Here is a 24,006-nt window from a genome sequence, read left to right as displayed (position 1 = left end):
GCCCGTTTCGCATGTTCAACCCCTTGAAGCCAGGAAGAAGCAGCCACAGTGTCTGACCCGAACCTGAACGACGCCGCAGACTCCGCCGAGACGGCAGCGGCCGACGTTGACGCGGCTGCCCCGGCCGAGGTCGAGGGCGACGCTGCAAGCATTGACGAAGAGGGCGCGCGTCAGATCGTCGAGAACGCCGACGACGTCGACGAGCTCGACGCCGAGGACGCCGCCGCCGGCGAGCCCGCCGAAGAGGCCGCGGTGCACGTCGAGGACGAGGACGAGGCCGCCGCCGAGGAGGCCGAGGACGAGACCGCCGAGGAGCAGGAGCCGGTCGACCCGGTGGCCGCCCTCCGCGACGAGCTGCGCGGCCTGCCCGGCGAGTGGTACGTCATCCACACGTACGCGGGTTACGAGAACCGCGTGAAGACCAACCTTGAGCAGCGCGCCGTCTCGCTGAACGTCGAGGACTACATCTTCCAGGCCGAGGTGCCGCAGGAAGAGGTCGTCCAGATCAAGAACGGCGACCGCCGCACCGTCCGCCAGAACAAGCTCCCGGGCTATGTCCTGGTGCGCATGGACCTGACGAACGAGTCCTGGGGCGTCGTCCGCAACACCCCGGGTGTCACCGGCTTCGTCGGCAACGCCTACGACCCCTACCCGCTGACGCTGGACGAGATCGTCAAGATGCTCGCCCCGGAGGCCGAGGAGAAGGCCGCCAAGGAGGCAGCCGCGGCCGAGGGCAAGCCGGCGCCGTCCCGCAAGGTCGAGGTCCAGGTCCTGGACTTCGAGGTGGGCGACTCCGTCACCGTCACCGACGGTCCGTTCGCGACGCTGCAGGCCACGATCAACGAGATCAACGCCGACTCGAAGAAGGTCAAGGGTCTGGTGGAGATCTTCGGCCGGGAGACCCCGGTCGAGCTCTCCTTCGACCAGATCCAGAAGAACTGACCCCGAGCGGTCCCAGTTCCAGTCTTCCGACCAGGTCGGACGGGCCCTTCGCGGCCTGTCTGACCTGCTCGGTTTTTGGCCGCACCGCTATACCCGTTATCGTTGTGCGGTATGCCTCCATCCGGATGACCGGGTGGAATGGCGAAACACCTCTCACTAGGACCCGGAGAGAGCATGCCTCCCAAGAAGAAGAAGGTCACGGGGCTTATCAAGCTCCAGATCCAGGCCGGTGCCGCAAACCCGGCTCCGCCGGTCGGCCCCGCGCTGGGTCAGCACGGCGTCAACATCATGGAGTTCTGCAAGGCCTACAACGCCGCGACCGAGTCGCAGCGTGGCATGGTCGTGCCGGTGGAGATCACGGTCTACGAGGACCGCTCCTTCACCTTCGTCACCAAGACTCCGCCGGCCGCGAAGCTCATCCTGAAGGCCGCGGGCGTGGAGAAGGGCTCCGGCGAGCCGCACAAGACCAAGGTCGCCAAGATCACCGAGGCGCAGGTCCGCGAGATCGCCACCACCAAGATGCCCGACCTGAACGCCAACGACCTGGACGCCGCGTCGAAGATCATCGCCGGCACCGCCCGCTCCATGGGCATCACGGTCGAGGGCTGATCCCAGCCCCCTTTCGGCACCCCGTGGCAGGACCAGGCGCTGGTCCGCACCACGACTCCACCCACTGCATCAGGAGCAGAAGTGAAGCGCAGCAAGACTCTTCGCAACGCGGACGCGAAGATCGACCGGGAGCGTCTGTACGCCCCGCTCGAGGCCGTCCGTCTCGCCAAGGACACCTCGTCCGCCAAGTTCGACGCGACCGTCGAGGTTGCCATGCGTCTGGGCGTCGACCCGCGCAAGGCCGACCAGATGGTCCGTGGCACCGTGAACCTCCCGCACGGCACCGGTAAGACCGCCCGGGTCCTGGTCTTCGCGACCGGTGACCGTGCTGCGGCCGCGGAAGCCGCCGGCGCCGACATCGTCGGCTCGGACGAGCTCATCGACGAGGTCTCCAAGGGCCGTCTGGACTTCGACGCCGTCGTCGCCACCCCGGACCTCATGGGCAAGGTCGGCCGCCTCGGCCGCGTGCTCGGTCCCCGTGGTCTGATGCCGAACCCGAAGACCGGCACCGTCACCCCGGATGTCGCCAAGGCTGTCACCGACATCAAGGGCGGCAAGATCGAGTTCCGCGTGGACAAGCACGCGAACCTCCACTTCATCATCGGCAAGGTCTCCTTCGACGAGACCAAGCTGGTGGAGAACTACGCCGCGGCGCTGGAGGAGATCACCCGCCTCAAGCCGTCCGCCGCCAAGGGCCGTTACATCAAGAAGGCCACCATCACCACCACGATGGGCCCCGGCATCCCGCTGGACGCCAACCGCACCCGCAACCTCCTCGTCGAGGACGAGGCCGTCTGATCTTCCTGATCGACGACGCCTCGTAGCGCGCGCACATCGCCGTCAGGCCCCGTTCTCCGGCCAGGAGAACGGGGCCTGACGCATGCGGTGTCACTCCTCTGGTCTAAGGTCGTCCCCGAGTTCCATAAGGGAGATTTAAAGGGGGAGTCCCAGTGCGCAGCACGCGTATGGCCGCCGTGGTGGCGGGAGTCGTCATGGTCGCCGGTCTGACCGCCTGTAACGGCGGCAAGGGCGACAACGCCGGCGGGAGCGGCGGCGGATCGGACAAGTCGCCGCTGGAGGCGGCGTTGGCCTCGCTGAAGACCGCCTCGGAGCAGACCGACGGCAAGAAGTCCGCCAAGGTCGACGGCGAGGTCAAGAACGGCCCGTCCACCCAGACGATGAAGGGTGCGATGGACTGGTCCGACGGCATGCGGATGGACGTCGACATCACGCAGTCCGGCGGGCAGTCCCCGGTGGCCGGCAAGCCCATGAAGGCGCTGTACACGCCGACCGCGATGTTCATGAACATGGGCGCCGCCGGGATGCCGGTGGGCGGCAAGAACTGGGTGAAGTACGACTACGACGCCCTCGCGAAGAAGATGGGTCCGGCCGGCGCGCTGCTCAAGGACCAGATGAACAACAACAACCCGAACCGCGCGATGCAGCTGCTGATCGCCTCGGGCAAGGTCAAGGAAGCCGGCAAGGAGGACGTCCGCGGCGTCCAGGCGACCCACTACACCGGCACGCTCTCGGTGTCCGAGCTGACGCGCATGCAGTCCAAGAGCATCAGCGAGCAGGACCTGAAGGCGCTGGAGGCGCAGCTGAAGGCGGCCGGCACGCAGAACGAGACCATCGATCTGTGGATCAGCTCGGACAACCTGCTGGTCAAGAAGCGCGAGCAGATGACCGGTGGTGCCACCACCTTCGACTCGACGGTCTACTACTCGGACTACGGCACCAAGGTCACGGTGACCGAGCCGCCGGCCGGTGACACCGTGGACTTCGACAAGGTCTCCCAGCCGTAACGCGCGGCAACACGCACGTTCGGCCCGTCGGCCGGGAGGGGCGCCCGCCGCCCTTTCCCGGCCGATTTGCCTGACGCGGGCCGCTCCCGTAACGTATCCGCGAAGCCAAAGACCGCTGGTTGTCTCTGTGCGTCCGACCACGGATGTGCGGTGGCCGAAGGATCCGCTAGCTGCGGACGGCCTGCGCAGGTGTGAATGTGGAAGAACTCCCGGGTGTATGCCTGGTCGAGTCTCGCCCCGTGCGCCTGCGCCGGGGCGTTTGTTTTGCCCAGCCCCTTCTGCGCGGTCCTCATCACCCGGAAGGAGGCCGAGGCTCATGGCGACGTCTGACAAGAACGCAGCCGTTGCGGAGATCACTGAGAAGCTCCGTGAATCCAACGCAGCTGTTGTGACTTCTTACACCGGACTGACTGTGGCACAGCTCAAGGAGCTGCGTCGTTCTCTCGGCGAGAACGCTCAGTACCGTGTGGTGAAGAACACGCTGACCAAGATCGCGGCCAAGGAGGCCGGGATTCAGCTGGACGAGCACCTCAAGGGCTCGACCGCTGTCGCCTTCGTGACCGGTGACCCGGTCACGGCGGCGAAGGGTCTTCGTGACTTCGCCAAGGAGAACCCCGCTCTCGTCATCAAGGGCGGTGTCCTTGACGGCAAGGCGCTGTCCGCCGACGAGATCAAGAAGCTTGCGGACCTTGAGTCCCGCGAGGTTCTGCTCAGCAAGCTGGCGGGTGCCATGAAGGGCAAGCAGTCCCAGGCTGCTTCGCTCTTCCAGGCGCTCCCGTCGAAGCTCGTCCGCACCGTGGACGCGCTTCGCGCCAAGCAGGCCGAGCAGGGCGGTGCCGAGTAATTCGGCTCGCGCAGTGATCGTCGCCGCGTGAGGCGACGGTCGTAGCGGGCCCTGTACGCCCGCCTTTTATGTACATCCGGCACCAGCCGAATTAGTGGAAGGACCGCCACCATGGCGAAGCTCAGCCAGGAAGACCTGCTCGCGCAGTTCGAGGGCATGACCCTCATCGAGCTCTCCGAGTTCGTGAAGGCGTTCGAGGAGAAGTTCGACGTCACCGCCGCCGCTGCCGCGCCGGTCGTCGTCGCCGGTGGTGCCGCTGGCGGCGCCGCCGAGGCCGTCGAGGAGAAGGACGAGTTCGACGTCATCCTCACCGGCGCCGGCGACAAGAAGATCCAGGTCATCAAGGTCGTGCGTGAGCTGACCTCCCTGGGCCTGAAGGAGGCCAAGGACCTCGTCGACGGCACCCCGAAGCCGGTCCTCGAGAAGGTCGCCAAGGACGCCGCGGAGAAGGCCGCCGAGGCCCTCAAGGGCGCCGGCGCCTCCGTCGAGGTCAAGTGACCCCACTGAGTCTCTGACTCGGGTCCTGAGCGCCTGAGGCGTAACGGACGACAGCGAAGGGCGATCACCCATGCGGGTGGTCGCCCTTCGGCGTGCTCGCCACGGCTGCATTGCCCCGGGCCGGAGTGCGAGTATGGTGATCATCGTTGCCCGGACGTGCCCCCATGTGACGATCTCGCAGAGGTGGGGGGCCTTGACGAACCGCACGCGGCGCGCAATTCTCGGGACGCGACGCAGAAGCGATCCAGGGTTCGAGGCATGGATCGCCGACGAAGAGGGAAGCATCGGTGTGCGCCACTGGCGCAGGGCTTTCGGCAGGCGCAGGGCATGAGAAGAGCAAACAACGAGGGGATCCTCCGTCGCGGAGGACGTGACCTCCCGGAGGGAGAAGATCGGTATCACGGTGCTGTACCGGTCTCCGGAAACTCGCTCTGGACATCAGTGTGCCAAGTGGCTACACTGACCCTTTGCGCTGCCTGTTAGCTGCTCCCTGCCCGTCACCAGGGGCATATCCGAGCCCGAGCAAAGCTGGATGATCCGCCCTGACCTGGGCTTTCTCTCAGTCTGCTCGATTCGGAACCGGTACGCGCGTAGTGAGTCCGAGCCCTCGGAAGGACCCCCTCTTGGCCGCCTCGCGCAACGCCTCGACTGCCAATACGAACAACGGCGACAGCACCGCCCCGCTGCGCATCTCTTTTGCGAAGATCAAGGAGCCCCTCGGGGTTCCGAACCTCCTTGCGCTGCAGACCGAAAGCTTCGACTGGCTGCTCGGCAATGCCGCATGGAAGGGTCGCGTCGAGGCTGCGCTGGAGAGTGGGCAGGAAGTCCCCACCAAGTCCGGTCTCGAAGAGATCTTCGAAGAGATCTCCCCGATCGAAGACTTCTCCGGGTCGATGTCGCTGACGTTCCGCGACCACCGCTTCGAGCCCCCGAAGAACTCCATCGACGAGTGCAAGGAGCGCGACTTCACGTACGCGGCTCCGCTGTTCGTCACCGCCGAGTTCACCAACAACGAGACCGGTGAGATCAAGTCCCAGACGGTCTTCATGGGCGACTTCCCGCTCATGACGAACAAGGGCACCTTCTGCATCAACGGCACCGAGCGTGTCGTCGTCTCGCAGCTGGTCCGCTCGCCGGGTGTGTACTTCGACAGCTCCATCGACAAGACGTCCGACAAGGACATCTTCTCCGCCAAGATCATCCCGTCCCGGGGTGCCTGGCTGGAGATGGAGATCGACAAGCGCGACATGGTCGGTGTGCGCATCGACCGCAAGCGCAAGCAGTCCGTGACCGTCCTGCTCAAGGCGCTCGGGTGGACCACCGAGCAGATCCTCGAGGAGTTCGGCGAGTACGAGTCCATGCGCGCCACCCTGGAGAAGGACCACACCCAGGGTCAGGACGACGCGCTGCTGGACATCTACCGCAAGCTGCGTCCGGGCGAGCCGCCGACCCGCGAGGCCGCGCAGACGCTGCTGGAGAACCTGTACTTCAACCCCAAGCGCTACGACCTCGCCAAGGTCGGCCGCTACAAGGTCAACAAGAAGCTCGGCGGCGACGAGCCGCTCGACGCCGGTGTGCTGACCACCGACGACGTCATCGCGACGATCAAGTACCTGGTCAAGCTGCACGCCGGTGAGACCGAGACGATCGGCGAGAACGGCACCGAGATCGTCGTCGAGACCGACGACATCGACCACTTCGGCAACCGTCGTCTGCGCAACGTCGGCGAGCTCATCCAGAACCAGGTCCGCACGGGTCTGGCTCGTATGGAGCGCGTCGTGCGTGAGCGCATGACCACCCAGGACGTCGAGGCGATCACGCCGCAGACGCTGATCAACATCCGGCCGGTCGTCGCCTCCATCAAGGAGTTCTTCGGCACCAGCCAGCTGTCCCAGTTCATGGACCAGACCAACCCGCTGTCGGGTCTGACCCACAAGCGCCGCCTGTCGGCGCTGGGCCCGGGTGGTCTCTCCCGTGAGCGGGCCGGTCTGGACGTCCGTGACGTGCACCCGTCGCACTACGGCCGCATGTGCCCGATCGAGACCCCCGAAGGTCCCAACATCGGTCTGATCGGCTCGCTGGCCTCCTACGGCCGGGTCAACGTCTTCGGCTTCATCGAGACGCCGTACCGCAAGGTCGTCGACGGCCAGGTCACCGAGGAGGTGGACTACCTCACCGCCGATGAGGAGGACCGCTTCCTGATCGCGCAGGCCAACGCCAAGCTGACCGACGACATGCGCTTCGCCGAGCAGCGTGTGCTGGTCCGCCGCCGCGGCGGCGAGGTCGACCTCGTCCCCGCCGACGAGGTGGACTTCATGGACGTCTCGCCGCGCCAGATGGTGTCGGCCGCGACCGCCATGATCCCGTTCCTGGAGCACGACGACGCCAACCGCGCGCTCATGGGATCGAACATGATGCGCCAGGCCGTTCCGCTGATCAAGGCGGAGTCGCCGCTGGTCGGTACGGGTATGGAGTACCGCTGCGCGGTCGACGCCGGCGACGTCATCAAGGCCGAGAAGGACGGTGTGGTCCAGGAGGTCTCCGCGGACTACATCACCGTCGCCAACGACGACGGCACGTACACCACGTACCGCGTCGCCAAGTTCACCCGCTCCAACCAGGGCACCTCCTTCAACCAGAAGGTCGTCGTGGACGAGGGCGCGCGGGTCATCGAGGGCCAGGTCCTCGCCGACGGTCCGTCCACCGAAGAGGGCGAGATGGCCCTCGGCAAGAACCTGCTCGTGGCGTTCATGCCGTGGGAGGGTCACAACTACGAGGACGCGATCATCCTGTCGCAGCGCCTCGTGCAGGACGACGTCCTCTCCTCGATCCACATCGAGGAGCACGAGGTCGACGCCCGTGACACCAAGCTCGGCCCCGAGGAGATCACCCGGGACATCCCGAACGTCTCCGAGGAGGTCCTCTCCGACCTCGACGAGCGCGGCATCATCCGGATCGGTGCCGAGGTCGTCGCCGGCGACATCCTCGTCGGCAAGGTCACGCCCAAGGGTGAGACCGAGCTGACCCCCGAGGAGCGCCTGCTCCGCGCGATCTTCGGTGAGAAGGCGCGCGAGGTGCGCGACACCTCGCTGAAGGTGCCGCACGGTGAGATCGGCAAGGTCATCGGCGTCCGCGTCTTCGACCGCGAGGAGGGCGACGAGCTTCCCCCGGGCGTGAACCAGCTGGTCCGCGTCTACGTCGCCCAGAAGCGCAAGATCACCGACGGTGACAAGCTCGCCGGCCGTCACGGCAACAAGGGTGTCATCTCCAAGATCCTCCCCGTCGAGGACATGCCCTTCCTTGAGGACGGCACCCCGGTCGACATCATCCTCAACCCGCTGGGTGTCCCGTCCCGAATGAACCCGGGACAGGTCCTGGAGATCCACCTCGGCTGGCTCGCCAGCCAGGGCTGGAAGGTCGAGGGCTCCGAGGACTGGCAGCAGCGTCTGCAGGCGATCGGCGCTGACGACGTCGCGCCGCGCACCAACGTCGCGACCCCGGTCTTCGACGGTGCGCGCGAGGACGAGCTGGCGGGTCTGTTCGACTCCACGCTCCCCAACCGCGACGGCGAGCGGATGGTCAAGAGCTCCGGCAAGGCGCAGCTCTTCGACGGCCGCTCCGGTGAGCCGTTCCCGGACCCGATCTCGGTCGGGTACATGTACATCCTCAAGCTGCACCACCTGGTCGACGACAAGCTCCACGCGCGTTCGACCGGTCCGTACTCGATGATCACCCAGCAGCCGCTGGGTGGTAAGGCTCAGTTCGGTGGCCAGCGGTTCGGTGAGATGGAGGTGTGGGCGCTGGAGGCTTACGGCGCCGCGTACGCCCTCCAGGAGCTGCTGACGATCAAGTCCGACGACGTGACCGGCCGCGTGAAGGTCTACGAGGCCATCGTCAAGGGCGAGAACATCCCCGAGCCCGGCATCCCCGAGTCCTTCAAGGTGCTCATCAAGGAGATGCAGTCCCTGTGCCTCAACGTGGAGGTGCTGTCCTCGGACGGCATGTCCATCGAGATGCGCGACACCGACGAGGACGTCTTCCGCGCTGCGGAGGAGCTCGGCATCGACCTGTCCCGGCGCGAGCCGAGCAGCGTCGAAGAGGTCTGACGGGAGTTTGGCCGGGGAGCCCGTGAGGGTTCCCCGGCCGGCCCCAGGACCCCCGTTTCAGACCCCAAGACTTACAACCCTGAGAGGGATTGACGCATAGTGCTCGACGTCAACTTCTTCGATGAGCTCCGGATCGGTCTGGCTACCGCTGACGACATCCGTCAGTGGAGCCACGGCGAGGTCAAGAAGCCCGAGACCATCAACTACCGCACCCTCAAGCCCGAAAAGGACGGACTCTTCTGCGAGAAGATCTTCGGTCCGACCCGGGACTGGGAGTGCTACTGCGGTAAGTACAAGCGCGTCCGCTTCAAGGGCATCATCTGCGAGCGCTGCGGCGTCGAGGTCACTCGCGCCAAGGTGCGCCGTGAGCGGATGGGCCACATCGAGCTGGCCGCTCCCGTTACCCACATCTGGTACTTCAAGGGTGTGCCGAGCCGGCTGGGCTACCTGCTGGACCTCGCGCCCAAGGACCTTGAGAAGGTCATCTACTTCGCCGCCTACATGATCACGTGGGTGGACGAGGAGCGCCGTACGCGCGATCTGCCCTCGCTGGAGGCGCACGTCTCCGTCGAGCGCCAGCAGATCGAGCAGCGCCGCGACTCCGACCTGGAGGCCCGCGCCAAGAAGCTCGAGACCGACCTGGCCGAGCTGGAGGCCGAGGGCGCCAAGGCCGACGTGCGCCGCAAGGTGCGCGAGGGCGCCGAGCGCGAGATGAAGCAGCTGCGCGACCGTGCGCAGCGCGAGATCGACCGTCTCGACGAGGTCTGGAACCGCTTCAAGAACCTCAAGGTCCAGGACCTGGAGGGCGACGAGCTGCTCTACCGCGAGCTGCGTGACCGCTTCGGCACGTACTTCGACGGTTCCATGGGTGCCGCTGCCCTGCAGAAGCGCCTGGAGACCTTCGACCTGGACGAGGAGGCCGAGCGCCTCCGCGAGATCATCCGGACCGGCAAGGGCCAGAAGAAGACCCGTGCGCTCAAGCGCCTCAAGGTCGTCTCCGCCTTCCTGCAGACCCGCAACAGCCCCAAGGGCATGGTGCTGGACTGCATCCCGGTGATCCCGCCGGACCTGCGTCCGATGGTGCAGCTGGACGGTGGCCGCTTCGCGACCTCCGACCTGAACGACCTGTACCGCCGTGTGATCAACCGCAACAACCGCCTCAAGCGTCTCCTTGACCTCGGTGCCCCCGAGATCATCGTGAACAACGAGAAGCGGATGCTGCAGGAGGCCGTCGACGCGCTGTTCGACAACGGCCGCCGCGGTCGCCCGGTGACCGGTCCCGGTAACCGTCCGCTGAAGTCGCTGTCCGACATGCTCAAGGGCAAGCAGGGCCGCTTCCGTCAGAACCTGCTCGGTAAGCGAGTCGACTACTCGGCGCGTTCCGTCATCGTCGTCGGCCCGCAGCTCAAGCTGCACCAGTGCGGTCTGCCCAAGGCCATGGCGCTGGAGCTGTTCAAGCCGTTCGTGATGAAGCGCCTGGTGGACCTCAACCACGCGCAGAACATCAAGAGCGCCAAGCGCATGGTGGAGCGCGGCCGCACGGTCGTGTACGACGTCCTCGAAGAGGTCATCGCCGAGCACCCGGTTCTGCTGAACCGTGCTCCCACCCTGCACCGCCTCGGCATCCAGGCCTTCGAGCCGCAGCTGGTCGAGGGCAAGGCCATCCAGATCCACCCGCTCGTGTGCACCGCGTTCAACGCGGACTTCGACGGTGACCAGATGGCCGTCCACCTGCCGCTCTCCGCGGAGGCGCAGGCCGAGGCCCGCATCCTGATGCTGTCCTCGAACAACATCCTCAAGCCGGCCGACGGCCGTCCGGTCACCATGCCGACCCAGGACATGGTGCTGGGCCTCTTCTTCCTCACCACGGACGAGGAGGAGCGCGAGGTCAAGGGCGAGGGCCGGTCCTTCGGCTCGGTCGCCGAGGCGATCATGGCCTTCGACGCCCGCGAGCTGTCGCTCCAGGCCAAGGTCGACATCCGCTTCCCGATCGGCACCGTCCCGCCGCGTGGCTGGACCCCGCCGGCCGTGGACGAGGCCGACGGCTTCGGCGCGACCGAGTGGCAGCAGGGTGACAGCTTCCGCCTGCGGACGACCCTGGGCCGTGCGCTCTTCAACGAGCTGCTGCCCGAGGACTACCCGTTCGTCGACTACTCGGTGGGCAAGAAGCAGCTCTCCGCGATCGTCAACGACCTGGCCGAGCGCTACCCGAAGGTCATCGTCGCGGCGACCCTGGACAACCTGAAGGCGGCCGGTTTCCACTGGGCCACCCGCTCGGGCGTCACCGTCGCCGTCTCCGACATCGTCGTGCCGGAGGCCAAGAAGGCCATCGTCGCGGGCTACGAGGCCCAGGACGAGAAGGTCCAGAAGCAGTACGAGCGCGGTCTGATCACCAAGGACGAGCGCACTCAGGAACTGATCAACATCTGGACCAAGGCGACCAACGAGGTCGCCGAGGCGATGAACGAGAACTTCCCCAAGACGAACCCCATCTTCATGATGGTTGACTCGGGTGCCCGAGGAAACATGATGCAGATGCGGCAGATCGCCGGTATGCGTGGTCTGGTGTCGAACGCGAAGAACGAGACCATCCCGCGTCCGATCAAGGCGTCGTTCCGCGAGGGCCTGTCCGTGCTGGAGTACTTCATCTCCACGCACGGTGCCCGTAAGGGTCTGGCGGACACCGCTCTGCGTACCGCCGACTCCGGTTACCTCACCCGTCGTCTGGTCGACGTCTCCCAGGACGTCATCATTCGCGAGGAGGACTGCGGTACGGAGCGCGGCCTCAAGCTGCGGATCGCCTCGAAGGGCCCCGACGGTGTCCTGCGCAAGGCGGACGACGTCGAGTCCAGCGTCTACGCCCGCATGCTCGCCGAGGACGTCGTCGTGGACGGCAAGGTCGTCGCGCCGGCCAACGTGGACCTCGGTGACGTGCTCATCGACGCGCTGGTCAACGCGGGCGTCGAGGAGGTCAAGACCCGCTCGGTCCTGACCTGCGAGTCCGCGGTCGGCACCTGCGCCTACTGCTACGGCCGTTCGCTGGCCACCGGCAAGCTGGTCGACATCGGCGAGGCGGTCGGCATCATCGCCGCCCAGTCCATCGGTGAGCCCGGCACCCAGCTGACGATGCGTACCTTCCACACCGGTGGTGTGGCCGGTGACGACATCACCCTGGGTCTGCCGCGTGTCGTCGAGCTCTTCGAGGCCCGTACGCCCAAGGGCGTCGCCCCGATCTCGGAGGCGGCCGGCCGCGTCCGGATCGAGGAGACCGAGAAGACCAAGAAGGTCATCGTCACCCCGGACGACGGCAGCGACGAGACGGCGTACGGCGTCTCCAAGCGTGCCCGCCTCCTGGTGGCCGAGGGCGACCACGTCACGGTCGGCCAGCCGCTGACCGTGGGTGCCGTCAACCCGCACGACGTGCTGCGGATCCTCGGCCAGCGCGCCGTCCAGGTCCACCTGGTCGGCGAGGTCCAGAAGGTCTACAACAGCCAGGGCGTGGCGATCCACGACAAGCACATCGAGATCATCATCCGGCAGATGCTGCGCCGGGTGACGATCATCGAGTCCGGCGACGCGGAGCTGCTGCCGGGCGAGCTGGTGGAGCGCACGAAGTTCGAGGGCGAGAACCGTCGCGTCGTGGCGGAAGGCGGCCACCCGGCCTCCGGCCGTCCGCAGCTGATGGGTATCACCAAGGCTTCGCTGGCCACCGAGTCCTGGCTGTCGGCGGCGTCCTTCCAGGAGACGACCCGGGTTCTGACCGACGCGGCGATCAACGCCAAGTCGGACTCCCTGATCGGCCTCAAGGAGAACGTCATCATCGGTAAGCTCATCCCGGCCGGTACGGGCCTGTCCCGCTACCGCAACATCCGGGTCGAGCCCACCGAGGAGGCCAAGGCCGCGATGTACTCGGCCGTCGGTTACGACGACATCGACTACTCGCCCTTCGGCACCGGCTCCGGCCAGGCGGTCCCGCTGGAGGACTACGACTACGGTCCGTACAACCAGTAATCCTGGTCCGTACGACAGCAACAGGGCGGTCACCCCTTCTGGGGTGGCCGCCCTGCGGCATAGGGGGCCGTGCGGGGGAACTTGTCTCCCCATTGCTGCGTCTGTGATGAGAAGATGGGGAGAACTGTCGAGCGGGGGGAGGTTCGCGAAGTGGCATTCCAGCCTTGGCAGGGGGGACAGCCCGCTCAGCCGGCGAATCAGGTGCCGGCCATGCGGGCTTCGCACGCCGATCGTGAGCGGGCGGTCGATGTGCTCAAGGCGGGATTCGCCGAGGGGCGGCTGCAGCAGCCGGAGTACGAGCAGCGGCTCACCCGGGCCTACAACGCGCAGACGCATTCCGAGCTGCAGATGCTGGTCGCGGACCTGCCGATGGGGCCGGTGCCGCAGGCACAGTTCATGCCGCAGCGGCCGGTGGTGCCGGCGACGTTCATGCCGATGCAGATGCCGATGCCGGTGACGACGAACAGCTCGGCCACCGGCGCGCTGGTCTGCGGGATCATGACCCCGGTGACCTGGGGGCTGACGGCCATCCCGGCGGTCATCCTGGGGCACAAGGCGCGGGCCGAGATTCGCCGGACCGGGCAGGGCGGGGACGGGCAGGCCATCACGGGGCTGATCCTGGGCTGGCTGGCGATCGGCGGCTGGGCGCTCTTCCTGCTGATCTTCATCCTGTCCGCGGCGGTCGGCCTCTGACGGCTCCGATGGCTCACAGGGGTGGCCGGGGCGGGTCGCGGGGGAGTGGCGCCTTCTTCCGTACGGCCGTGGATCGCACTACGGTGGCCGCAACGCCGTGACGAGTCCGGCGTGTCCTTCGCGTGTGCATTTGTTTTGACCGCAGCCAATGCGGTAGGTACGCTCTGACCTTGTGCCTGGGGTGTCCCTGGGCTGCCGTGCGCGCAATCTCCCCAAGCCTCTCGGCCGGGAGCGGCGTCCACACGGGAGCCAGGTTTTGACACCGCAATCTGCCGCCTCACTCGTTCCAGCGAGGACCGGACTGCAGTATTCGACACACCCGACCGCGTGGGTCGGGGGCGTTCCAGGTTAGCTTTACCGAGACTGGCACACAGAAACCGGAGAAACGGTGCCTACGATCCAGCAGCTGGTCCGCAAGGGCCGGCAGGACAAGGTCGAGAAGAACAAGACGCCCGCGCTTGAGGGTTCCCCCCAGCGCCGTGGCGTCTGCACGCGTGTTTTCACCACCACCCCGAAGAAGCCGAACTCGGCCCTGCGTAAGGTCGCGCGTGTGCGTCTGACCAGCGGGATCGAGGTCACCGCTTACATTCCGGGTGAGGGCCACAACCTCCAGGAGCACTCGATCGTGCTCGTGCGTGGCGGCCGTGTGAAGGACCTGCCGGGTGTTCGGTACAAGATCATCCGCGGCTCCCTCGACACGCAGGGCGTCAAGAACCGCAAGCAGGCTCGCAGCCGCTACGGCGCCAAGAAGGAGAAGTAAGAATGCCTCGTAAGGGCCCCGCCCCGAAGCGCCCGGTCATCATCGACCCGGTCTACGGCTCTCCTCTGGTGACCTCCCTCATCAACAAGGTTCTGCTGAACGGCAAGCGCTCCACCGCCGAGCGCATCGTTTACGGCGCCATGGAGGGGCTGCGCGAGAAGACCGGCAACGACCCGGTCATCACCCTCAAGCGCGCGCTCGAGAACATCAAGCCGACCCTTGAGGTCAAGTCCCGCCGCGTCGGTGGCGCGACCTACCAGGTCCCGGTCGAGGTCAAGCCCGGCCGTGCGGCCACGCTCTCGCTCCGCTGGCTCGTGGGCTACTCCCGCGCCCGCCGCGAGAAGACCATGACCGAGCGCCTCATGAACGAACTGCTCGACGCCTCCAACGGCCTCGGCGCTTCGGTCAAGAAGCGCGAGGACACGCACAAGATGGCCGAGTCCAACAAGGCCTTCGCGCACTACCGCTGGTAGTCGCAACCCACATCGAGACCGAGAGAAGATTGAGCCACTATGGCCACCACTTCGCTTGACCTGGCCAAGGTCCGCAACATCGGGATCATGGCCCACATCGACGCGGGCAAGACGACCACCACCGAGCGGATCCTGTTCTACACCGGCGTTTCGTACAAGATCGGTGAGGTCCACGACGGCGCTGCCACGATGGACTGGATGGAGCAGGAGCAGGAGCGCGGCATCACGATTACGTCCGCCGCGACGACCTGTCACTGGCCGCTCGAGGACGTCGACCACACCATCAACATCATCGACACGCCGGGCCACGTCGACTTCACCGTCGAGGTGGAGCGCTCGCTGCGCGTGCTCGACGGTGCCGTGACGGTGTTCGACGGCGTCGCCGGTGTCGAGCCGCAGTCCGAGACCGTTTGGCGTCAGGCGGACCGCTACGGCGTGCCGCGTATCTGCTTCGTCAACAAGCTGGACCGCACCGGTGCCGAGTTCCACCGCTGCGTCGACATGATCACGGACCGCCTCGGCGCGACCCCGATCGTGATGCAGCTGCCGATCGGCACCGAGGCCGACTTCAAGGGCGTGGTCGACCTCGTCCGCATGAAGGCGCTTGTCTGGTCCGCCGAGGCCGCCAAGGGCGAGATGTACGACACCGTCGACATCCCGGCCACGCACGCCGAGGCCGCCGACGAGTGGCGCGGCAAGCTCCTTGAGGCCGTCGCCGAGAACGACGAAGAGATCATGGAGCTGTACCTGGAGGGCCAGGAGCCCACCGAGGAGCAGCTGTACGCGGCGATCCGCCGTATCACGATCGCTTCCGGCAAGGCCGACGTCACCACCGTCACCCCGGTGTTCTGCGGTACCGCCTTCAAGAACAAGGGCGTGCAGCCCCTGCTCGACGCGGTCGTGCGTTACCTGCCCTCCCCGCTGGACGTCGAGGCCATCGAGGGCCACGCGGTCAACGACCCGGAGCAGGTCGTCGCGCGCAAGCCCTCCGAGAGCGAGCCGCTGGCCGCCCTCGCGTTCAAGATTGCGAGCGACCCCCACCTGGGCAAGCTCACCTTCATCCGGGTGTACTCGGGCCGCCTTGAGGCCGGCTCGCAGGTGCAGAACTCGGTGAAGGGCAAGAAGGAGCGCATCGGCAAGATCTACCGGATGCACGCGAACAAGCGTGAGGAGATCGAGTCGGTGGGTGCCGGTGACATCGTCGCCGTCATGGGTCTGAAGCAGACCACCACCGGTGAGACCCTCTGCGACGCGGGCAACCCGGTCATCCTGGAGTCCATGGACTTCCCGGCGCCGGTCATCCAGGTCGCCATCGAGCCCAAGTCCAAGGGCGACCAGGAGAAGCTGGGTGTCGCCATCCAGCGCCTGGCCGAAGAGGACCCCTCGTTCCAGGTGCACACCGACGAGGAGACCGGTCAGACGATCATCGCGGGTATGGGCGAGCTGCACCTCGACGTGCTGGTCGACCGTATGAAGCGCGAGTTCAAGGTCGAGGCCAACGTCGGCAAGCCGCAGGTCGCCTACCGTGAGACCCTGCGCAAGGCCGTCGAGCGTCTCGACTACACGCACAAGAAGCAGACTGGTGGTTCCGGCCAGTTCGCGAAGGTGCAGATCGCGATCGAGCCGCTTGAGGGCGACGGGTACGAGTTCGAGAACAAGGTCACCGGTGGCCGTATCCCGCGGGAGTACATCCCGTCCGTGGACGCGGGCTGCCAGGAGGCCATGGAGTTCGGTGTTCTCGCCGGCTACCCGCTGACCGGCGTCAAGGTCACCCTCCTCGACGGTGCGTTCCACGAGGTCGACTCGTCCGAGATGGCCTTCAAGATCGCCGGTTCGATGGCCTTCAAGGAGGCCGCCCGCAAGGCCAGCCCGGCCCTGCTGGAGCCGATGATGAAGGTCGAGGTCACCACGCCCGAGGACTACATGGGCGATGTGATCGGCGACATCAACTCCCGCCGTGGTCAGATTCAGTCCATGGAGGAGCGCGCCGGCGCCAAGCTCGTCACGGGCCTGGTTCCGCTCTCGGAGATGTTCGGCTACGTCGGAGACCTCCGCAGCAAGACGTCGGGTCGCGCAAGCTACTCGATGCAGTTTGACTCCTACGCCGAGGTTCCCCGGAACGTCGCCGAGGAGATCATCGCGAAGGCCAAGGGCGAGTAGCTCCGTCTCCCGCGAGTCGGAACACGCTTTAGGCTTGACACCGTCTGCCGGGGCAATCCCCGCGATCCGTGAGGAACGCCCCGGCAGCCGGCACCCCAGCAAAGATCACCTGGCGCCGATGAGTAAGGCGTACAGAACCACTCCACAGGAGGACCCCAGTGGCGAAGGCGAAGTTCGAGCGGACTAAGCCGCACGTCAACATCGGCACCATCGGTCACATTGACCACGGTAAGACGACCCTCACGGCCGCCATTACCAAGGTGCTGCATGACGCGTACCCGGACCTGAACGAGGCCTCGGCCTTCGACCAGATCGACAAGGCTCCTGAGGAGCGCCAGCGCGGTATCACCATCTCCATCGCGCACGTCGAGTACCAGACCGAGTCGCGTCACTACGCCCACGTCGACTGCCCCGGTCACGCGGACTACATCAAGAACATGATCACCGGTGCCGCCCAGATGGACGGCGCGATCCTCGTGGTCGCCGCGACCGACGGTCCGATGCCGCAGACCAAGGAGCACGTGCTCCTGGCCCGCCAGGTCGGCGTTCCCTACATCGTTGTCGCCCTGAACAAGGCCGACATGGTGGACGACGAGGAGATCCTGGAGCTCGTCGAGCTCGAGGTCCGTGAGCTCCTCTCCGAGTACGAGTTCCCGGGCGACGACGTCCCGGTCGTCAAGGTCTCGGCGCTGAAGGCGCTCGAGGGTGACGCCGAGTGGGGCAAGTCCGTCCTCGACCTGATGAAGGCCGTCGACGAGTCGATCCCGCAGCCCGAGCGCGACGTCGACAAGCCGTTCCTGATGCCGATCGAGGACGTCTTCACGATCACCGGCCGTGGCACCGTTGTCACCGGTCGTATCGAGCGTGGTGTCCTCAAGGTCAACGAGACCGTCGACATCATCGGCATCAAGACCGAGAAGACCACCACCACGGTCACCGGCATCGAGATGTTCCGGAAGCTCCTCGACGAGGGCCAGGCCGGTGAGAACGTCGGTCTGCTCCTCCGCGGCATCAAGCGCGAGGACGTCGAGCGCGGCCAGGTCATCATCAAGCCGGGCTCGGTCACGCCGCACACCTCCTTCGAGGCGCAGGCGTACATCCTGTCGAAGGACGAGGGTGGCCGTCACACCCCGTTCTTCAACAACTACCGCCCGCAGTTCTACTTCCGTACCACGGACGTGACCGGCGTCGTGACCCTCCCCGAGGGCACCGAGATGGTCATGCCGGGCGACAACACCGAGATGTCGGTCGAGCTGATCCAGCCGGTCGCCATGGAGGAGGGCCTGAAGTTCGCCATCCGTGAGGGTGGCCGGACCGTCGGCGCCGGCCAGGTCACCAAGATCAACAAGTAATTGTTGATCCGGTTGATCCGGTAGCTCCCGGCCTTCGGGCCGGGGGTCCGGGGGTCGCCCCCGGGATAGCACAGCCCCAAGGAGCCCCGTCCACCATCAGGTGGGCGGGGCTCCTTGACAGTTGGGGTCCGATTGGCCTTACGCATCCCACGTATGGCACACTGTCCAGGTTGCTCGGTTGAGTGCCGATGCTGCGCGCCTCCCGCCGGGAGGACTGGAAGCGAGTCCCAGGTATTCGTCGTCCCTTCTCAGGGCCGGAAATACGGGAATCTTCCGGGAAGCGTCAGCGGGGTGCCTCGGCCAGGCGCCCGGTGGGTGTTCTTCCCCTGCCTTCTCCTTCTTGAAGGATCTCTCGTGCGGAGATTTACGGGAAGGGGTGCGACACGCCCGACCGCGTGGGTCGGAGAAGAACGCGAACCTGCCGGGTCCCAGAGCGTTACGAGAGACAGGACTACGAAGTAGCCATGGCGGGACAGAAGATCCGCATCCGGCTCAAGGCCTACGACCACGAGGTCATCGACTCCTCGGCGAAGAAGATCGTCGAGACGGTGACTCGCACTGGTGCGTCGGTCGCGGGCCCGGTGCCGCTGCCCACTGAAAAGAACGTGTACTGCGTCATCAAGTCGCCGCACAAGTACAAGGACTCGCGCGAGCACTTCGAGATGCGCACGCACAAGCGCCTGATCGACATCCTCGACCCGACGCCCAAGACCGTTGACTCGCTGATGCGCCTGGACCTTCCGGCCGGCGTTGACATCGAGATCAAGCTCTGAGAGGCGCGGAAGAGATGGCTAAGCAGATCAAGGGCATCCTGGGCGAGAAGCTCGGCATGACCCAGGTCTGGGACGAGAACAACCGTGTCGTCCCGGTGACCGTGGTGAAGGCCGGCCCCTGCGTCGTTACCCAGGTGCGCACCAATGACCAGGACGGTTACGACTCCGTCCAGATCGCCTTCGGCGAGATCGACCCGCGCAAGGTGAACAAGCCCCTCAAGGGCCACTTCGCGAAGGCCGACGTCACCCCCCGTCGTCACCTCGTCGAGGTCCGTACTCCCGATGCCGGCGAGTACTCCCTCGGCCAGGAGCTGACCGCTGAGACCTTCGAGTCCGGCGTCAAGGTGGACGTGACCGGCAAGAGCAAGGGCAAGGGCTTCGCCGGTGTCATGAAGCGTCACGGCTTCCACGGCGGCAAGGCCTCGCACGGTGCCCACCGCGTGCACCGCAAGCCGGGCTCCATCGGTGGCTGCGCCACCCCGGGCCGCGTGTTCAAGGGCATGCGGATGGCCGGCCGTATGGGCAATGAGCGGGTCACCACCCAGAACCTGACCGTCCACGCCGTTGACGCGGAGAAGGGTCTGCTGCTCATCAAGGGCGCAGTTCCTGGTCCGAACGGCGGCCTCGTCCTGGTCCGTACCGCGGCCAAGGGGGCCTGAGGTAACCGATGAGCACCATTGACATCCTTTCGCCTGCTGGCGACAAGGCCGGTACCGTCGAGCTCCCCACGGAGATCTTCGACGCCAAGGTCAGCGTTCCGCTGATCCACCAGGTCGTTGTCGCGCAGCTGGCCGCTGCCCGTCAGGGTACGCACAAGACCAAGACTCGCGGCGAGGTCCGCGGCGGTGGCAAGAAGCCGTACCGCCAGAAGGGCACCGGCCGGGCGCGTCAGGGTTCGACCCGTGCGCCGCAGTTCGCCGGCGGTGGCATCGTCCACGGCCCCGTGCCGCGTGACTACTCGCAGCGGACGCCCAAGAAGATGAAGGTCGCCGCCCTGCGCGGTGCCCTCACCGACCGGGCCCGCAACTCGCGCATCCACGTCGTTTCCGGCGTGGTCGAGGGTGCGACCTCCACCAAGGCCGCCAAGGCTCTCCTCGGCAAGGTCAGCGAGCGCAAGAACGTGCTCCTGGTCGCCGAGCGCAGCGACGAGGCCGCGTGGCTGTCCGCCCGTAACCTGCCCCAGGTTCACATCCTGGAGCCGGGCCAGCTGAACACGTACGACGTGCTCGTCTCCGACGACGTGGTCTTCACCAAGGCCGCTTTCGAGTCCTTCGTGTCTGGCCCCAAGGCCGCTGAGACCGAAGGGAGCGACGCCTGATGACTGAGGCCGTCGTCACCAGCAAGACCTTCACGGACCCGCGCGACGTTCTCGTCAAGCCGGTGGTTTCCGAGAAGAGCTACGCGCTGCTGGACGAGAACAAGTACACGTTCATCGTCGCGCCCGGCAGCAACAAGACCCAGATCAAGCAGGCCGTCGAGGCGGTCTTCTCGGTCAAGGTCACCGGGGTCAACACGATCAACCGGCAGGGCAAGCGCAAGCGCACCCGCACCGGTTACGGCAAGCGCGCCAACACCAAGCGCGCCATCGTGACCCTCGCCGAGGGCGACCGTATCGACATCTTCGGCGGCCCGGTCTCCTAACGGAGTCCGAGTCGTCCGGAATCGGACGAGGACTGAGAAATGGGTATCCGCAAGTACAAGCCGACGACCCCGGGCCGTCGTGGCTCCAGCGTCGCCGACTTTGTCGAGATCACGCGGTCCACGCCGGAGAAGTCGCTGGTCCGCCCGCTGCACAGCAAGGGCGGCCGTAACAACGCCGGTCGTGTGACCGTTCGCCACCAGGGTGGTGGCCACAAGCGCGCCTACCGCGTGATCGACTTCCGTCGTCACGACAAGGACGGCGTGCCGGCCAAGGTCGCGCACATCGAGTACGACCCGAACCGCACCGCGCGCATCGCGCTGCTGCACTACGCAGACGGCGAGAAGCGCTACATCATCGCGCCCCGTGGCCTGGTCCAGGGTGCTCGGATTGAGAACGGCCCTGGCGCCGACATCAAGCCGGGCAACAACCTGCCGCTGCGCCACATCCCCGTGGGTACGACGATCCACGCGATCGAGCTGCGTCCGGGCGGCGGTGCGAAGTTCGCCCGCTCGGCCGGTGCCTCCGTGCAGCTGCTGGCGAAGGAGGGCGCGATGGCCCACCTTCGTATGCCGTCCGGTGAGATCCGCCTGGTCGACGTGCGCTGCCGCGCCACCGTCGGCGAGGTCGGCAACGCCGAGCAGTCGAACATCAACTGGGGCAAGGCCGGCCGTATGCGCTGGAAGGGCGTCCGCCCGACCGTGCGTGGTGTCGTGATGAACCCGGTTGACCACCCGCACGGTGGTGGTGAGGGCAAGACTTCCGGTGGTCGCCACCCGGTCTCGCCCTGGGGCCAGAAGGAGGGTCGTACTCGCTCGCCGAAGAAGGCAAGCAACAAGTACATCGTCCGCCGCCGCAAGACGAACAAGAAGCGCTAGGAGCGGGTTTAGATGCCGCGCAGTCTCAAGAAGGGGCCCTTCGTCGACGACCACCTTTCCAAGAAGGTGGACGTTCAGAACGATGCAGGCACCAAGAACGTCATCAAGACCTGGTCCCGCCGCTCCATGATCGTCCCGGCCATGCTCGGCCACACGATCGCGGTGCACGACGGCCGCAAGCACGTCCCGGTGTTCGTCACCGAGTCGATGGTCGGCCACAAGCTCGGCGAGTTTGCGCCGACCCGCACCTTCCGCGGCCACGAGAAGGACGACCGCAAGTCGCGTCGTCGCTGATCGACCGGAGTGCGAAGACTATGACTGACACCGAAGGGACAACCATGGAAGCCAGGGCCCAGGCGCGGTACATCCGCGTCACGCCCATGAAGGCCCGCCGCGTGGTGGACCTTATCCGTGGCATGGATGCCACGGAGGCTCAGGCGGTCCTGCGTTTCGCCCCGCAGGCCGCGAGCGTGCCGGTTGGCAAGGTGCTGGACAGCGCCATTGCCAACGCCGCGCACAACTACGACCACACGGACGCCTCCTCGCTGGTCATCAGCGAGGCGTACGTCGACGAGGGCCCGACCCTGAAGCGGTTCCGTCCGCGTGCCCAGGGTCGTGCCTACCGGATCCGCAAGCGGACCAGCCACATCACCGTGGTCGTCAGCAGCAAGGAAGGAACCCGGTAATGGGCCAGAAGGTAAACCCGCACGGGTTCCGGCTCGGCATCACCACCGACTTCAAGTCGCGTTGGTACGCCGACAAGCTGTACAAGGACTACGTCAAGGAAGACGTCGCCATTCGTCGCATGATGACGAAGGGCATGGAGCGCGCCGGTATCTCCAAGGTGGAGATCGAGCGCACCCGTGAGCGCGTCCGCGTTGACATCCACACCGCTCGTCCGGGCATCGTCATCGGCCGCCGCGGCGCCGAGGCGGACCGCATCCGCGGCGAGCTGGAGAAGCTGACCGGCAAGCAGGTCCAGCTGAACATCCTCGAGGTCAAGAACCCCGAGACCGATGCGCAGCTGGTGGCCCAGGCCGTCGCCGAGCAGCTCTCGTCCCGCGTCTCCTTCCGTCGCGCCATGCGTAAGAGCATGCAGTCGACGATGAAGGCCGGCGCCAAGGGCATCAAGATCCAGTGCGGTGGCCGTCTCGGCGGCGCCGAGATGTCCCGCTCGGAGTTCTACCGCGAGGGCCGTGTGCCCCTGCACACGCTCCGTGCGAACGTCGACTACGGCTTCTTCGAGGCCAAGACCACCTTCGGCCGCATCGGCGTGAAGGTCTGGATCTACAAGGGCGACGTCAAGAACATCGCCGAGGTTCGCGCCGAGAACGCTGCCGCCCGTGCGGGTAACCGCCCGGCTCGCGGTGGTGGCAACGACCGCCCGCGTCGCGGTGGCGAGCGCGGCGGCCGCGGCGGCCGCAAGCCGCAGCAGCAGAGCGCCGCTGCCGAGGCCCCCAAGGCCGAGGCCGCTGCCGCTGCTCCGGCGGAGACCCCCGGAACGGAGGCCTGACCGACATGCTGATCCCTCGCAGGGTCAAGCACCGCAAGCAGCACCACCCGAAGCGCAACGGTATGGCCAAGGGTGGCACCGAGCTGGCCTTCGGTGAGTACGGAATCCAGGCCGTCACTCCGGCCTACGTGACGAACCGTCAGATCGAGTCCGCTCGTATCGCGATGACCCGTCACATCAAGCGTGGCGGCAAGGTCTGGATCAACATCTACCCGGACCGCCCGCTCACGAAGAAGCCCGCCGAGACCCGCATGGGTTCCGGTAAGGGTTCTCCGGAGTGGTGGGTCGCGAACGTCAAGCCCGGTCGGGTGATGTTCGAGCTGTCCTTCCCGAACGAGAAGGTTGCTAAGGAGGCGCTGACCCGCGCCGCCCACAAGCTTCCGATGAAGTGCCGCATCGTTCGGCGCGAGGCAGGTGAATCGTGATGTCGGCCGTTACCAAGGCGTCCGAGCTGCGCGAGCTGAACAACGAGGACCTCGTTGCCAAGCTCCGTGAGGCCAAGGAAGAGCTGTTCAACCTCCGCTTCCAGGCGGCGACCGGACAGCTCGAGAACCACGGCCGGCTGAAGGCCGTCCGCAAGGACATCGCCCGGATCTACACCCTGATGCGTGAGCGCGAGCTGGGCATCGAGACGGTGGAGAGCGCCTGATGAGCGAGAAGAATGTGACTGAGACGAACGAGCGCGGTTTCCGCAAGACCCGTGAGGGTCTCGTCGTCAGCGACAAGATGGACAAGACCGTCGTCGTCGCTGTCGAGGACCGCGTCAAGCACGCGCTGTACGGCAAGGTCATCCGCCGTACCAACAAGCTCAAGGCGCACGACGAGCAGAACGCTGCCGGCGTCGGCGACCGCGTCCTCCTGATGGAGACCCGGCCGCTGTCCGCCAGCAAGCGCTGGCGCATCGTCGAGATCCTCGAGAAGGCCAAGTAATCCCTCCTAGGGGGACCCCC

24 protein-coding genes are annotated in these 24,006 nt (G+C 66.3%); all 24 read left to right on the top strand.

Translation table 11 applies throughout. From position 1 onward, the window contains the following. The first annotated feature begins 48 nt into the window (after nt 1-48). The 24 genes from nusG (at nt 49) to rpsQ (ending at nt 23,986) form a co-directional block, all read left to right on the top strand. Complete coding sequence (gene nusG / locus ACZ4NB_RS26225; RefSeq protein WP_467665270.1) at nt 49-942, top strand: transcription termination/antitermination protein NusG; 894 nt, start codon at nt 49-51, stop codon at nt 940-942. A gap of 174 nt (nt 943-1,116) precedes the next feature. Continuing rightward, on the top strand, nt 1,117-1,551 hold the full coding sequence (gene rplK, locus ACZ4NB_RS26220; RefSeq protein ID WP_016571043.1) for a 50S ribosomal protein L11: 435 nt from the start codon (nt 1,117-1,119) through the stop codon (nt 1,549-1,551). An 81-nt stretch (nt 1,552-1,632) separates the two neighbouring features. Next, nucleotides 1,633-2,349 carry a 50S ribosomal protein L1 gene (gene rplA / locus ACZ4NB_RS26215; protein ID WP_467665268.1) on the top strand — a complete coding sequence of 239 codons (717 nt, stop codon included), beginning with the start codon at nt 1,633-1,635 and terminating at the stop codon, nt 2,347-2,349. A 152-nt stretch (nt 2,350-2,501) separates the two neighbouring features. Continuing rightward, nucleotides 2,502-3,356: an SCO4651 family lipoprotein gene (locus tag ACZ4NB_RS26210; RefSeq protein ID WP_467665266.1), complete on the top strand. Its 855-nt coding sequence runs from the start codon at nt 2,502-2,504 to the stop codon at nt 3,354-3,356. Nucleotides 3,357-3,672: 316 nt separating this feature from the next. After that, nucleotides 3,673-4,200: a 50S ribosomal protein L10 gene (rplJ, locus tag ACZ4NB_RS26205; RefSeq protein WP_467665264.1), complete on the top strand. Its 528-nt coding sequence runs from the start codon at nt 3,673-3,675 to the stop codon at nt 4,198-4,200. A gap of 111 nt (nt 4,201-4,311) precedes the next feature. Further along, nucleotides 4,312-4,698, top strand: coding sequence for a 50S ribosomal protein L7/L12 (gene rplL / locus ACZ4NB_RS26200; protein ID WP_467665262.1), 387 nt, complete (start codon nt 4,312-4,314; stop codon nt 4,696-4,698). Nucleotides 4,699-5,321: 623 nt separating this feature from the next. Then, nucleotides 5,322-8,804 (top strand): DNA-directed RNA polymerase subunit beta, encoded by a 3,483-nt coding sequence (gene rpoB, locus ACZ4NB_RS26195; RefSeq protein ID WP_467665260.1) that lies wholly within the window; start codon nt 5,322-5,324, stop codon nt 8,802-8,804. Between the two features lie 99 nt (nt 8,805-8,903). Continuing rightward, the gene (locus ACZ4NB_RS26190; protein WP_467665258.1) at nt 8,904-12,815 is read left to right on the top strand and encodes a DNA-directed RNA polymerase subunit beta'; all 3,912 of its coding nucleotides are present in this window, start codon (nt 8,904-8,906) and stop codon (nt 12,813-12,815) included. A gap of 210 nt (nt 12,816-13,025) precedes the next feature. Beyond that, entirely contained in the window at nt 13,026-13,508 is a 483-nt protein-coding gene (locus ACZ4NB_RS26185; RefSeq protein WP_467665256.1) for a DUF1707 and DUF4190 domain-containing protein, read from the top strand. A gap of 388 nt (nt 13,509-13,896) precedes the next feature. Then, nucleotides 13,897-14,268: a 30S ribosomal protein S12 gene (gene rpsL / locus ACZ4NB_RS26180; RefSeq protein ID WP_003948652.1), complete on the top strand. Its 372-nt coding sequence runs from the start codon at nt 13,897-13,899 to the stop codon at nt 14,266-14,268. A 2-nt stretch (nt 14,269-14,270) separates the two neighbouring features. Further along, nucleotides 14,271-14,741, top strand: a complete 471-nt coding sequence (rpsG, locus tag ACZ4NB_RS26175) for a 30S ribosomal protein S7 (RefSeq protein ID WP_004571813.1) — start codon at nt 14,271-14,273, stop codon at nt 14,739-14,741. Nucleotides 14,742-14,780: 39 nt separating this feature from the next. Then, on the top strand, nt 14,781-16,901 hold the full coding sequence (gene fusA / locus ACZ4NB_RS26170) for an elongation factor G (protein WP_467665254.1): 2,121 nt from the start codon (nt 14,781-14,783) through the stop codon (nt 16,899-16,901). 158 nt (nt 16,902-17,059) lie between these two features. Then, a complete protein-coding gene (gene tuf, locus ACZ4NB_RS26165; protein ID WP_384429890.1) occupies nt 17,060-18,253 on the top strand; it encodes an elongation factor Tu in 1,194 nt (397 codons plus the stop codon). A gap of 464 nt (nt 18,254-18,717) precedes the next feature. After that, on the top strand, nt 18,718-19,026 hold the full coding sequence (rpsJ, locus tag ACZ4NB_RS26160; RefSeq protein WP_003948644.1) for a 30S ribosomal protein S10: 309 nt from the start codon (nt 18,718-18,720) through the stop codon (nt 19,024-19,026). A 14-nt stretch (nt 19,027-19,040) separates the two neighbouring features. Then, entirely contained in the window at nt 19,041-19,685 is a 645-nt protein-coding gene (gene rplC, locus ACZ4NB_RS26155) for a 50S ribosomal protein L3 (protein ID WP_393487424.1), read from the top strand. Nucleotides 19,686-19,693: 8 nt separating this feature from the next. Then, nucleotides 19,694-20,344 (top strand): 50S ribosomal protein L4, encoded by a 651-nt coding sequence (rplD, locus tag ACZ4NB_RS26150; protein ID WP_393324213.1) that lies wholly within the window; start codon nt 19,694-19,696, stop codon nt 20,342-20,344. Further along, the gene (gene rplW, locus ACZ4NB_RS26145) at nt 20,344-20,667 is read left to right on the top strand and encodes a 50S ribosomal protein L23 (protein WP_189101106.1); all 324 of its coding nucleotides are present in this window, start codon (nt 20,344-20,346) and stop codon (nt 20,665-20,667) included. Before rplD ends, rplW begins: the two co-directional genes overlap by 1 nt. Before the next feature lie 39 nt (nt 20,668-20,706). Next, entirely contained in the window at nt 20,707-21,543 is an 837-nt protein-coding gene (gene rplB, locus ACZ4NB_RS26140; protein WP_030413014.1) for a 50S ribosomal protein L2, read from the top strand. Between the two features lie 12 nt (nt 21,544-21,555). Further along, entirely contained in the window at nt 21,556-21,837 is a 282-nt protein-coding gene (rpsS, locus tag ACZ4NB_RS26135) for a 30S ribosomal protein S19 (RefSeq protein ID WP_018090899.1), read from the top strand. A 44-nt stretch (nt 21,838-21,881) separates the two neighbouring features. Then, entirely contained in the window at nt 21,882-22,229 is a 348-nt protein-coding gene (gene rplV, locus ACZ4NB_RS26130; protein WP_004571827.1) for a 50S ribosomal protein L22, read from the top strand. Next, the gene (rpsC, locus tag ACZ4NB_RS26125) at nt 22,229-23,056 is read left to right on the top strand and encodes a 30S ribosomal protein S3 (protein ID WP_033269706.1); all 828 of its coding nucleotides are present in this window, start codon (nt 22,229-22,231) and stop codon (nt 23,054-23,056) included. The genes rplV and rpsC overlap by 1 nt, the downstream gene beginning before the upstream one ends. 5 nt (nt 23,057-23,061) lie before the next feature. After that, nucleotides 23,062-23,481 carry a 50S ribosomal protein L16 gene (rplP, locus tag ACZ4NB_RS26120; RefSeq protein ID WP_004571829.1) on the top strand — a complete coding sequence of 140 codons (420 nt, stop codon included), beginning with the start codon at nt 23,062-23,064 and terminating at the stop codon, nt 23,479-23,481. Beyond that, nucleotides 23,481-23,705 carry a 50S ribosomal protein L29 gene (rpmC, locus tag ACZ4NB_RS26115; RefSeq protein WP_046927445.1) on the top strand — a complete coding sequence of 75 codons (225 nt, stop codon included), beginning with the start codon at nt 23,481-23,483 and terminating at the stop codon, nt 23,703-23,705. Before rplP ends, rpmC begins: the two co-directional genes overlap by 1 nt. Further along, on the top strand, nt 23,705-23,986 hold the full coding sequence (gene rpsQ, locus ACZ4NB_RS26110) for a 30S ribosomal protein S17 (protein WP_030589651.1): 282 nt from the start codon (nt 23,705-23,707) through the stop codon (nt 23,984-23,986). The genes rpmC and rpsQ overlap by 1 nt, the downstream gene beginning before the upstream one ends. Nucleotides 23,987-24,006: the final 20 nt, after the last annotated feature.

It is taken from the genome of Streptomyces sp. NPDC026575, assembly GCF_055567415.1.
The sequence above is the reverse complement of the archived record's forward strand: the minus strand, read 5'-3'. Positions and strand labels throughout refer to the sequence as shown.

Excerpts from the sequence above, each read along its gene's own strand:
- rplD (WP_393324213.1), top strand. The coding sequence starts at position 19,694 with ATGAGCACCATTGACATCCTTTCGCCTGCTGGCGACAAGGCCGGTACC.
- rplV (WP_004571827.1), top strand. The coding sequence starts at position 21,882 with ATGGAAGCCAGGGCCCAGGCGCGGTACATCCGCGTCACGCCCATGAAG.
- rplB (WP_030413014.1), top strand. The coding sequence starts at position 20,707 with ATGGGTATCCGCAAGTACAAGCCGACGACCCCGGGCCGTCGTGGCTCC.
- rplP (WP_004571829.1), top strand. The coding sequence starts at position 23,062 with ATGCTGATCCCTCGCAGGGTCAAGCACCGCAAGCAGCACCACCCGAAG.
- rpsQ (WP_030589651.1), top strand. The coding sequence starts at position 23,705 with ATGAGCGAGAAGAATGTGACTGAGACGAACGAGCGCGGTTTCCGCAAG.
- rplC (WP_393487424.1), top strand. The coding sequence starts at position 19,041 with ATGGCTAAGCAGATCAAGGGCATCCTGGGCGAGAAGCTCGGCATGACC.
- ACZ4NB_RS26185 (WP_467665256.1), top strand. The coding sequence starts at position 13,026 with ATGCGGGCTTCGCACGCCGATCGTGAGCGGGCGGTCGATGTGCTCAAG.
- rplJ (WP_467665264.1), top strand. The coding sequence starts at position 3,673 with ATGGCGACGTCTGACAAGAACGCAGCCGTTGCGGAGATCACTGAGAAG.
- rpsJ (WP_003948644.1), top strand. The coding sequence starts at position 18,718 with ATGGCGGGACAGAAGATCCGCATCCGGCTCAAGGCCTACGACCACGAG.
- rpsC (WP_033269706.1), top strand. The coding sequence starts at position 22,229 with ATGGGCCAGAAGGTAAACCCGCACGGGTTCCGGCTCGGCATCACCACC.
- rpsG (WP_004571813.1), top strand. The coding sequence starts at position 14,271 with ATGCCTCGTAAGGGCCCCGCCCCGAAGCGCCCGGTCATCATCGACCCG.
- rplW (WP_189101106.1), top strand. The coding sequence starts at position 20,344 with ATGACTGAGGCCGTCGTCACCAGCAAGACCTTCACGGACCCGCGCGAC.
- rpsS (WP_018090899.1), top strand. The coding sequence starts at position 21,556 with ATGCCGCGCAGTCTCAAGAAGGGGCCCTTCGTCGACGACCACCTTTCC.
- rplL (WP_467665262.1), top strand. The coding sequence starts at position 4,312 with ATGGCGAAGCTCAGCCAGGAAGACCTGCTCGCGCAGTTCGAGGGCATG.
- fusA (WP_467665254.1), top strand. The coding sequence starts at position 14,781 with ATGGCCACCACTTCGCTTGACCTGGCCAAGGTCCGCAACATCGGGATC.
- rpmC (WP_046927445.1), top strand. The coding sequence starts at position 23,481 with ATGTCGGCCGTTACCAAGGCGTCCGAGCTGCGCGAGCTGAACAACGAG.
- rplK (WP_016571043.1), top strand. The coding sequence starts at position 1,117 with ATGCCTCCCAAGAAGAAGAAGGTCACGGGGCTTATCAAGCTCCAGATC.